Raw genomic sequence first — 9,844 nt, 5'->3', positions numbered from 1 at the left:
TATCTGGGTCGTGGGGCGCGTGCGCGCGGGCGGCGGGGGGTGGGGTTCCCGGGGGGGGGCCGGGGGACCTGTGTGGTCCCGGGGCCGCCCCTTTGTGTGCCCTCGGGGGTCGGCGCCGGGGGGCTCCGGGGCCCGGAGCCGGTGACAAGCCGCACAGGGCAAATCGGACCTACTAGGACCTCTCGTAGGTTTCGTTCTCCCGGTTTGTCCCTGCCCAGGCCCAGTACGGACGCCGTCAAGCCCTTGGAGATCCACCGGCCGGTTACGAGTCCGGGTAGTAAAAGGGACGTTTGGGGAAGGGCGGGGGCAGCGGTTACCAAGGTGGGGCAAGCCCGGCAGTGGCGGTTCGGACCGCAGCGCCGGGATCTTTCTTGCCCGAACACGCCTTGTCCCCGGCCCCGGAGGTCCCCACATGTCCGCGAAGCGCGTCAGCCCCCGCCGCACCCGTACCGCCCTCGCCGCCGCCGGTCTCGGCGTGGTGCTGGCCCTCGGGGCCGGAACGACCGCCGCCTTCGCCGACGAGGCCCCCAGCACCCTGTCCGCCTCCTCCGAGGTGGCCGCCGTCCAGGCCCAGGCCGAGGCGCAGGCCAAGGCCGCGGCCGCCAAGGCGGCCGCCGCGAAGACCGCCGCTGCCAAGGCCGCTGCCAAGGCCGCCGCGAAGACGTCGCTGTGGGCCAAGCCCGTCGAGGGCTACACGCTCTCCGCCACCTTCGGCAAGGGCGGCAGCATGTGGGCGCACAAGCACTCCGGCCAGGACTTCGCCGTCCCCACCGGCACCCCGGTCAAGGCCGCGGCCGCCGGCACCGTCGTCAAGGCCGGCCCGAACGGCGGCGGCGACGGCCCCGCGTACGGCAACGCCATCGTGATCCGGCACGCGAACAACACGTACTCCCAGTACGCGCACCTGTCGAGGATCCAGGTGAAGATCGGCCAGAAGGTCTCCGCCACCCAGCGGATCGCCCTCTCCGGCAACACCGGGAACTCCAGCGGCCCCCACCTGCACTTCGAGATCCGCACCACCCCGAACTACGGCTCGGCCGTCAACCCGGTGGCCTTCCTGCGCAAGGCCGGCGTCACCGTCTGACCCGCCACGGGCGGCCCGCCACGGGCCGGCCCGGGGGAACCGACCCGCTCCGGGCTCAGATGAGCCAGGAGTGGGTCGGCTTCGTCTTGCCGGTCTTGTTGTTCTTCAGGCCCGTGATCTGCTCCTGGCCCAGCGCCTGGTCGAAGATCCGGATGTGGTCGAGCGGGCCGTCCCAGGCCGCGCTCCAGATCCCGTGGTGACGGGCCCGGCCCAGCTGGAGCGGTCCGGGTCCGGCCCAGATGCCCGAGACCTGCGCCTGGCCGGCCTGCTTGTCGTCCACCCACAGCGCGATGGTCTTCTTCTCCGCGTCGTAGGTCCCCGTCAGCAGCGCCCACTGCCGCGTGGTGTCCACGGTGTCCACGACCACCTGCTGCGCGGTCGCCGCCTGGCCCTTGTCGCCGGTCTGCACCCGGAACACCCAGGCCTTCTTGCCGTTGACGACCTCGAAGCCCAGCTCGAACGAGTACGAGACCCCGTCGCCCTGGCTCACCGCCATCCGCGAGCCGGTCTCGGCCACGTTGTAGGCGCGGGTGGAGACGGTGAAGCTCTTCGTGACGTCCACGGCGGCCTCCGCGCCCTGGGCGTAGGAGTCCGCCGTGCCCTTGAAGCGGACCTCGGTCCGCTTGGCCAGCTCGCCCAGTGAGGCGCCGGGGCCGAGGGCTATGCCCATCTTCCCGCTGCGGTCGCGCAGCAGGTTCGGCTCGCCCGGCACGGTGGGGGAGTCGTCCTCGGGGGTCTTGTCCGGGGACTGGGACGGGTTGCCCGACCCGCTCGGTGATCCCGAGGAGGCCGCCGGCGGCGGGTCGTTCTTCCCGTCCGGCCCGCCCAGTACGAACCAGCTCGCGCCACCCGCCACCAGGACCACCGCGAGCGCCGCGATGCCGATGGTCAGCCGCTTGCGCTTGCGCCGGCTGGCCTCGGTGGCGTCGGCCATCGCCTGCCAGTCCGGGGTGGAGGCGGAGCCGAAGGCTTCGGGTACCGGCGGCGGGAACGTTTCGTCCGCCGGCGGCGGCCCGAAGCCCTGCCCCGGCTGCGGCGCCGGCGCCGGCTGGTAGGGGTTCGACTGCCCAGGCTGGGGATAGCCGTACCCGCCGGAGGCGGGGCCGGGCTGGGGGCTGTTCGGGCGATCCGTACCGTCAGTCATGGCACGGATGCTAGAACATCGCCGCGTACCCGAAAGAGCCCCGCCCCCGGCCCCCGGCGTCCGCCGCCCGCTCCGCCCCCGTGAGGAACCGGGGTCAGCCCGGCAGCTGGACGATCGGGAAGCTCCCCGTCGCCGTCGGCGCGTGCTCCGGCAGCCACAGCACCGCCACCGCCCCCGCCGCCGCGCCCTCGGCCTCCGCGCCGCCCGGCGCCGCGACGTTGCGGAACGTCAGCCGGGCCCCCAGGACCCGCGCCTGGCCCTCCGCGATGGTCAGCCCGAGCCCGTGGCCGACCCCCGCCCGGTCCGTCGAGCCGGTCCGGAAGCGGCTCGGGCCCTCTCGGAGCAGCGCCTCGGGGAAGCCCGGCCCGTGGTCCCGGACGCGGACGACCCGGCCCTCGACGTCGACCTGGATCGGCGCCCGCCCGTACCGCGAGGCGTTGGCCAGCAGGTTCCCGAGGATCCGCTCCAGCCGGCGCGGGTCGGTGCTGACGATCTCGTCCGCGACGACCCGTACCGAGGCCTCCGGCATCAGCGACGACACCCGCCGGCTCACGAACTCGCCGAGCGCCACGTCCTGCAGCTCGGCCCGCTCGGACGCGCTGTCCAGCCGGGCCACCTCCAGTACGTCCTCCACCAGGACGCGCATCGCCTGGGCGCGGTCGCGCACGAGCTCGGTCGGCCGGCCCGGGGGCAGCAGTTCCGCCGCCGTCAGCAGGCCCGTCACCGGCGTCCGCAGCTCGTGCGCGATGTCCGCCGTCACCCGCCGCTCGGCCTCCAGCCGCTGCTGGAGGGCGTCCGCCATGGCGTCCACGGCCCGCGCGAGGTCGTCCGTCTCGTCCCGTACGACACCGCCCACGGCGTCCCGTACACGTACCTCCGGATCCCCGTGCGCCACCCGCTGCGCGGCGGCCGCGGCCTGCCGCAGCCGGCGCGAGATCTGCCCGCCGATGAGCACGCCCAGCGCCGACCCGCCGATCACCACGGCCAGGGAGCCGACGACCAGGGCCCGGTCCAGGTCCCGCACCATGTTCGCGCTCTCGCGGAAGGGGTGGTGCATGGACAGCACCTGCCCGTTGCCGAGCGGCACGGCCGCCCACACCTCGGGGACCCGCTTCGGGGACTCGTGGATGTAGGTGCCGCGCCGCCCCGAGCGGGCCTTGTCGCGCAGCTCGCCGGGCAGCTCGGGGTCGTTGACCTTGGCGCCCCAGATCGGCTTGCGCCCGGCGTCGGGGGTACGGGAGATGTACTGGACCCGCTCCAGCTCCTGGTCGCGGGCGCTCTCCAGCATCGACACGCGGGCAGCGCTGTGCACCACCAGGCTCAGCGCGAGCGCGGTGAGCGCGCCGACGGCGGCGATGGCGAGCGTGATCTTCCAGCGGATCCCCGTGCGGAGGGTGACGCGCCTCATGTGGTTCTACTCATGCCTTGAGCTTGTATCCGAAGCCGCGGACCGTCTCGATCCGGTCCTGCCCGATCTTGGTGCGCAGCCGCTGTACGTGGACGTCCACGACGCGGGTGTCGCCGCCCCAGTCGTAGTCCCAGACGCGCTCCAGGAGCCGGTCGCGGGACAGGACGGTGCCGGGCGCGGAGGAGAACTCCAGCAGCAGCCGCATCTCGGTGGGGGTCAGGGCGACGGGGGCGCCGGCCTTGCGGACCTCCATGCCCTCGGTGTCGACTTCGAGGTCGCCGAAGGACAGCACCCCGCGCGCGTCGGAGCCGTCCGCGTCGGACGCCCCGCGCGCGCCGTTCTGCGGGCCGCCGGCGTGGCCGAAGCGGCGCAGCACGGCGCGGATGCGGGCGACGAGGACCGAGCCGTCGAAGGGCTTGGTGACGTAGTCGTCCGCGCCCGCCTCCAGGCCCAGGACCACGTCGATGGAGTCGGCGCGCGCCGACAGCATGATCACGGGGACGGTGGACTCGTCGCGGATGCGGCGGCACAGGCTCACGCCGTCCATGCCGGGCACCATCACGTCGAGCAGTGCGATGTCCGGCCGGTCGGCCCGGAAGGACTCCAGGCCGGACAGGCCGTCGGGCATGGCGGTGACCACGAACCCGTCGCGCTCCAGCGCCAGGGTCGTGGCCTCGCGGATGACGTCGTCGTCCTCCACGAACAGCACGTGGGTCTCGGCCATGCCCAGCCTCACTCCGGTTCTTCCGCTCGGTCGTCGTTCTGTTCGGTCAGCTCTTCGGCGAGACGGCCGGGGCCGGCTGCATCCCGGGGTTGTACACGTTGCTGTACTCGGAGTGGACCCGGTCCTGCTCGGTGAACCGCTCGCCGTTCCAGCGGTACGTGATGATGTCCTCGCCCGAGGGTTCGGAGGGCGCCGCGTCCTGCCCGTACACGGGCTTGCTGACCACCAGGTCGCCCCGGTCGATCTCCGCGTAGACCGGCTTCTGCTCGTCCGCGAACACATTCTCGTACGCCCCGCCGTCCGACCGGTACACGTACGACCCGCGCCCCAGGGCGTCGGCGCAGGACAGGACGTTGACGACGACGTCGGTCAGGGTGCCGCCGGTGATCTTCCCGTAGCTCACGTCGATCGGGTACTCCTTGCCCGTGCAGGGCTTGAGGTCCCGCTTGATCTCGGCGCTGACCTTGGGGTCGGCCTTCAGCAGGGCCACCGGGTCGACCCGCTTGACCGGGCCGGCGGTGGACGCGGCGGGGGAGTGGCCCGGGGCCGGAGGCTTGGAAGCGGCGCCCGTGGGCTGGTTGCTGCGCGCCACCGGGTCGGTGCGCGCGGGGCCGCCGTCGCGCAGTCCGGTGCCGCCGGTGGAGCATCCGGCCGCGAACAGCACTGTGCCGACGAGGACGACCGTCCCCGCCGACATGAGCACCACCGAGCCTCTGCCGCCCGGATTCTGGCCGTTCAGGCCGCGCACCGCTCCCGCCCCTCGTAGCGCGTGGTGTGGTCACCGCGTTCCAGGGCACGCATGTCCAGGTCCCGGCTCTCCAGCTCCTGGCGGAGCCTGGCCAGGGCGCGGTGCAGTGTGCTCTTCACGGTTCCCGCCGACATACCGAGCGCCGCGGCCGTCTCCTCGGTGCTCATCTGCTCCCAGTGTCGCAGCACCACGACGCTGCGCTGCTTGGGCGCGAGCACCTTGAGGATGTCCATGAGCAGGGCGCGGTCGGCGCGCTGGTCCGAGCCGTCCTCGACGCGGGCGTCCGGGAGCTGCTCGGTGGGGACCTCGTCGAGCTTGCGGGCGCGCCACCACTCGGTACGGGTGTTGATCATGACCCGGCGCAGGTAGGCGTCGGCCAGGGACTTGTCGGCGATGCCCTCCCAGCGGCCGTAGGTGCGCACGAGGGCGGTCTGGAGCAGGTCCTGGGCGTCGGTCGGGTCGGGGACCAGGCGCCGGGCGCTTCGCAGCAGGGCGTCCTGCCGGGTGCGTACGTACTCCTCGAACTCGAGTACCTCTCCGTGCGCCATGCAGACCGCCTCCACTGCGTCCCCGTCTCCGCTGTCTTCCGGATCCGAAGGTACGGAGGGGTTGTCACGGCACTGTGCGGGTCAGCCTGCGGTGGGCGCACGGACACCCGTAGGTTGTGTAACAGTGCCGGTGAGCTGCGGTTTCCCGGACTCAAACGGAATCTTCGAGTCAACTTCGAGTGAATCCCGAGGGCGTGCCGGAGCGCTGGGCGATCCGTCGCAGGAGGCCGGGCGGGGCGCCGGGCGGGACGCCGGGCAGAGGCCGGCGGCGCTGCCGTCGGCCCTGCTCCCGGCCCTGCTCCCGGCCCTGCCCCCGGCCCGGGTGCCGGGCGCGGCCGTCAGCTCTGCGTGCGCCCCTGCGGCAGCCGGTACGTGTCGTGCGCGAGGGGCTCCACCAGCCCGTCGGACACCAGCCCGTCCAGCGCCCGGGCCCGCTGCACCGGCTCGTCCCAGACCGTGTCGAGCACCGCCTGCGGAACGGGCCCCACCGCCTCCCGGAGCACCGCCAGCAGCTTGCCGCGCACCTGCCGGTCGGTCCCGGCGTACGTCTGCCCGCGCCGCGGCGGCCCGTCGTGCGCGGGCTTCCCCGCGAGCCGCCACGCGCACAGCCCCGCCACCGGGCAGCGGGCGCAGTCCGGGCTCTTGGCGGTGCACACCAGCGCGCCGAGCTCCATGGAGGCCGCCGCCCAGCGGGCCGCCGTCCCCTCGTCCTCGGGCAGCAGCTCCCGCGCCAGACGCCGCTCGGCGGCGGTGGTGGCGTTCGGCGGGTACTCGACCCCGGTCGCGGCGCGCGCGAAGACCCGGCGGACGTTCGTGTCCAGCACCGCGTGCCGCTGCCCGTACGCGAAGGAGGCCACCGCGGCGGCCGTGTACTCGCCGATCCCGGGCAGCGCGAGCAGCTGCGCGTGGTCCCGCGGTACGTCGCCGCCGTGCCGTTCCGTTATCGCCGCGGCCGCGCCGTGCAGGCGCAGGGCCCGGCGGGGGTAGCCGAGGCGCCCCCAGGCCCGTACGGCCTCACCCGGCGCCTCGGCGGCCAGATCGGCGGGCCGGGGCCACCGGGCGAGCCACTGCTCGTACACCGGCAGCACCCGGCTGACGGGGGTCTGCTGCAGCATGAACTCGCTGACCATCACCCCCCAGGGGCCGGCCTCGGGGCGGCGCCAGGGAAGGTCGCGGGCGTGCTCGTCGAACCACGCGATGACGGGGGTGTGCAGCGCGGAGGCGGGTGATGCGGAGGTGTGTGATGGGGATGCAGTCATGACAGACGGCATCCTGGCACGTTTCAGGGCCGGCGCGCGGGGCCCGGACCGGTGAACCAGACGGCCGCGCGGTTCCCGCTCCCCTGGACGGCGGTGGTGATGCCGGTCATCGGACCGGTCAGCGCCGCCACGGCGAGCACGGCCAGCGAAGCGCCCAGCAGCAGCCCCATGCCGACGTCGTGCGGGTAGTGCACCCCGACGAAGACCCGGGAGAAGGCCATCAGCAGCCCCATGGGCACGGTCAGCCACGCGAGGCGGGGCGCCGCCAGCGCCAGCGCGACGGCGGCCGCGCCCGCGATGGCGGAGTGGTTGCTGGGGAAGGACCAGTCCCCGTACGGCGGGCACGGGATCAGGGAGACGGCCGCCCCGGCCACCGCCCGGCAGGGCCGCTCCTCGTCGACGGTCGACTTCACCACCTCGGAGGCGACGTACACGAGCGCGGTGACCAGCGGCGCGAGGACGGCCAGCGCGAGCGCCCGCGGGTCGCCGCCCCGCCCGCGCGCCCGCCACCACACGGCTATGTAGAGCGGACTGAAGAGCAGGAGGCCGTATTCGGTCCAGACCTCGACGGCCGACTGCACCCAAGGGGGCGTGGCGTGGGCGAAGTCGGTGATGTCGCGATAGAGGTCGGAGCTGTCCATGGTGACTGACCGTACTGGGCGGCCCGCTCCGGCCTCACCGGACCCCTGGCCGGTATTCGGCGCTGCCGGGTCCTCCCGCAGGATGATCATCGGCAAAACCTGCCGGACAAGCGGCATGTGGGGCACGGAACGCGGCATGAGTTCTCGTAAGGTTCGGTGCGTGGGATCTCTGCGCAATCCGGTCGGGCCGCTCCCCTCCTCCATTTACTGGCGGCGGAGGGCCGTGCTGGCGTCCGTCGCCGCGCTCGTCGCGCTGCTCGCCGTATGGGTCGTCAGTTCCGGTGGCGGGAAGACGAGTACGAACGGCAAGGGCGGCGGTGACGGCGCCCGGCCGCCGAAGACCATCACGCCGGGCCCCTCCGGTACGGGCCCGGCGATCAGTCAGGCCCCCGGTGGGCGCGGCGACTCGGGCTCCGGTCCGGGCTCCTCGGGCCCGGGCAAGAACGGCGAGCCGGGCGGCGCGGGCGCCAACTCCGGTACGGACGGCTCCGCTTCCGGTTCGGCGGGCTCGTCCGGCTCGTCCGGCTCCTCCCCCGCCCAGGTCCCGGCGGACTCACCGCTGCCGACGTGCCCGGCGGGCGTGGTGCAGTGGGAGGTCAAGAGCGTGAAGAACGAGTACGAGACGAACGAGAAGCCCCGCCTCGAACTGACCGTCCGCAACACCTCCGGCAGCACCTGCAAGTTCGGCCTCGGCCCGAAGCAGGCGGTCGTGACCATCTTCCAGACGACGGGCGCCAAGGCCGTCTGGTCCTCCGCCGACTGCCCGGCGGGCCCGGCCAACGCCTTCTACCGGCTGCCGGCGCAGGGCGAGACGAAGCAGTCGGTGGAATGGGACCGCAAGCCGAGCGCGGCGGACCAGTGCCAGAACCCCCCGCAGGGCAACCCGGCCCCGGACACCTACGTGGTCGAGGTCAAGTCCCCGGGCCTCCCGGTGGCCCGCACCTCGTTCGTCCTGAAGCAGGACTGACCTTTTCGACGCGGTCCTCGCACCGCTCAGCGCCGGCGCGCCTCAAACTCCAGCCCGCGCGGCGTTTGAGCGCACCGGGCGCGGAGCGCACGGTATCGGGGTCAGGGGCAGCGCCCCTGGGAACGGTGGAAGGGCGGGGAGGGGCAAGCCCGCGCAGCGGCACCGCACCACCGCGCCGGCTACACGTACCGTTCGAGGATCGAGGATTCCGCCAGCCGCGAGAGCCCCTCGCGCACGCTGCGCGCCCGCGCCTCGCCGACGCCGTCCACCGTCTGGAGGTCGTCCACGCTGGCGGCCAGCAGCTTCTGCAGACCGCCGAAGTGCTCCACCAGCCGCTCGATGATCGCCCCCGGCAGCCTCGGCACCTTCGCCAGCAGCCGGTACCCGCGGGGCGACACCGCGGAGTCCAGGGTCTCCGGCGAGCCCGTGTACCCCAGCGCCCGCGCCACGATCGCCAGCTCCAGCAGTTCCGGATGCGTCAGCGCGTCCAGGGCCGGCAGCGCCTCCTCCACCGTGCGGGAACGCTTTGCCGTCGGTTCCGGAACGTAGTCCCGGATCACCAGCTCCCGCTCCTGCTCGATGCCGACCGTCAGCTCGTCCAGCTGGAGCGACAGCAGTCGCCCGTCCGTGCCCAGTTCGACCACGTACTCGGCGATCTCGGTCGCGATCCGGCGGACCATTTCCAGCCGCTGCGCGACGGCGGTGACGTCGCGGACGGTGACCAGGTCCTCGATCTCCAGCGCCGACAGCGTGCCCGCGACCTCGTCCAGGCGCAGCTTGTACCGCTCCAGTGTGGCCAGCGCCTGGTTCGCCCGGGAGAGGATCGCCCCGGACTCCTCCAGGACCCGCCGCTCGCCGTCGACGTACAGGGCGATCAGCCGCATCGACTGCGACACCGACACCACCGGGAAGCCGCACTGCTTGGAGACGCGGTCCGCCGTGCGGTGACGGGTGCCCGTCTCCTCCGTCGGGATCGACGCGTCGGGCACCAGCTGCACGCCGGCCCGCAGGATCTTGGTGATGTCCTTGTCCAGGATGAGCGCCCCGTCGAGCTTGCACAGCTCGCGCAGCCGGGTCGCGGTGAACTCCACGTCCAGCACGAAGCCGCCGGTGCACATCGCCTCGACGGCCTTGTCCATGCCGAGGACGATCAGGCCGCCCGTGTTGCCGCGGACGATCCGCTCCAGCCCGTCGCGCAGCGGCTGACCGGGCGCGACCGCGCTCAGCGAGGCGCGCATCAGCGCCTCGTGCTTGGAGCTCGCGCCGGACTTCCCGGGTGCTGCTGCCCCGTCCTTGGCTGCCACTGCACTCCTCCGGTCGC

The 9,844-nt window shown here is 73.4% G+C and carries 10 protein-coding genes; 2 read left to right on the top strand and 8 right to left on the bottom strand.

The features are described from left to right. Positions 1-412 precede the first annotated feature (412 nt). A complete protein-coding gene (locus AB0D45_RS30630; protein WP_362465047.1) occupies positions 413-1,084 on the top strand; it encodes a M23 family metallopeptidase in 672 nt (223 codons plus the stop codon). 55 nt (positions 1,085-1,139) lie between these two features. Here the strand turns inward: AB0D45_RS30630 and AB0D45_RS30625 are convergent, their stop codons facing one another. The 7 genes from AB0D45_RS30625 to AB0D45_RS30595 form a co-directional block, all read right to left on the bottom strand. Beyond that, positions 1,140-2,228 carry a LamG-like jellyroll fold domain-containing protein gene (locus AB0D45_RS30625; protein ID WP_362465045.1) on the bottom strand — a complete coding sequence of 363 codons (1,089 nt, stop codon included), beginning with the start codon at positions 2,226-2,228 and terminating at the stop codon, positions 1,140-1,142. Between the two features lie 94 nt (positions 2,229-2,322). Next, the gene (gene cseC, locus AB0D45_RS30620; protein ID WP_361607878.1) at positions 2,323-3,636 is read right to left on the bottom strand and encodes a two-component system sensor histidine kinase CseC; all 1,314 of its coding nucleotides are present in this window, start codon (positions 3,634-3,636) and stop codon (positions 2,323-2,325) included. 10 nt (positions 3,637-3,646) lie between these two features. Next, entirely contained in the window at positions 3,647-4,360 is a 714-nt protein-coding gene (cseB, locus tag AB0D45_RS30615; RefSeq protein WP_361607875.1) for a two-component system response regulator CseB, read from the bottom strand. 46 nt (positions 4,361-4,406) lie between these two features. Beyond that, positions 4,407-5,057, bottom strand: coding sequence for a hypothetical protein (locus AB0D45_RS30610; RefSeq protein ID WP_362465053.1), 651 nt, complete (start codon positions 5,055-5,057; stop codon positions 4,407-4,409). Positions 5,058-5,095: 38 nt separating this feature from the next. After that, a complete protein-coding gene (locus AB0D45_RS30605) occupies positions 5,096-5,656 on the bottom strand; it encodes a SigE family RNA polymerase sigma factor (protein ID WP_361607872.1) in 561 nt (186 codons plus the stop codon). A 338-nt stretch (positions 5,657-5,994) separates the two neighbouring features. Next, positions 5,995-6,915, bottom strand: coding sequence for an A/G-specific adenine glycosylase (locus AB0D45_RS30600; protein WP_362465042.1), 921 nt, complete (start codon positions 6,913-6,915; stop codon positions 5,995-5,997). Between the two features lie 23 nt (positions 6,916-6,938). Next, a complete protein-coding gene (locus AB0D45_RS30595) occupies positions 6,939-7,556 on the bottom strand; it encodes a phosphatase PAP2 family protein (protein WP_362465039.1) in 618 nt (205 codons plus the stop codon). Between the two features lie 160 nt (positions 7,557-7,716). Between AB0D45_RS30595 and AB0D45_RS30590 the strand changes: the two genes are divergently transcribed. Then, positions 7,717-8,523, top strand: coding sequence for a hypothetical protein (locus tag AB0D45_RS30590; protein WP_362465036.1), 807 nt, complete (start codon positions 7,717-7,719; stop codon positions 8,521-8,523). A gap of 179 nt (positions 8,524-8,702) precedes the next feature. On the opposite strand, the gene disA is transcribed toward AB0D45_RS30590, so the two are convergent. Continuing rightward, positions 8,703-9,827, bottom strand: coding sequence for a DNA integrity scanning diadenylate cyclase DisA (gene disA, locus AB0D45_RS30585; RefSeq protein ID WP_361607860.1), 1,125 nt, complete (start codon positions 9,825-9,827; stop codon positions 8,703-8,705). Between the last annotated feature and the right edge of the window lie 17 nt (positions 9,828-9,844).

It is taken from the genome of Streptomyces sp. NPDC048352, assembly GCF_040651895.1.
GTDB lineage: Bacteria > Actinomycetota > Actinomycetes > Streptomycetales > Streptomycetaceae > Streptomyces.
Note: the sequence above shows the minus strand (reverse complement) of the source record. Positions and strands in the feature narration are given on the sequence as shown.

Bases quoted from the DNA above. Each gene is read 5' to 3' on its own strand.
- AB0D45_RS30595 (WP_362465039.1), bottom strand. From the start codon at position 7,556: ATGGACAGCTCCGACCTCTATCGCGACATCACCGACTTCGCCCACGCC.
- cseC (WP_361607878.1), bottom strand. From the start codon at position 3,636: ATGAGGCGCGTCACCCTCCGCACGGGGATCCGCTGGAAGATCACGCTC.
- AB0D45_RS30630 (WP_362465047.1), top strand. From the start codon at position 413: ATGTCCGCGAAGCGCGTCAGCCCCCGCCGCACCCGTACCGCCCTCGCC.
- AB0D45_RS30625 (WP_362465045.1), bottom strand. From the start codon at position 2,228: ATGACTGACGGTACGGATCGCCCGAACAGCCCCCAGCCCGGCCCCGCC.
- AB0D45_RS30610 (WP_362465053.1), bottom strand. From the start codon at position 5,057: ATGTCGGCGGGGACGGTCGTCCTCGTCGGCACAGTGCTGTTCGCGGCC.
- AB0D45_RS30600 (WP_362465042.1), bottom strand. From the start codon at position 6,915: ATGACTGCATCCCCATCACACACCTCCGCATCACCCGCCTCCGCGCTG.
- cseB (WP_361607875.1), bottom strand. From the start codon at position 4,360: ATGGCCGAGACCCACGTGCTGTTCGTGGAGGACGACGACGTCATCCGC.
- AB0D45_RS30605 (WP_361607872.1), bottom strand. From the start codon at position 5,656: ATGGCGCACGGAGAGGTACTCGAGTTCGAGGAGTACGTACGCACCCGG.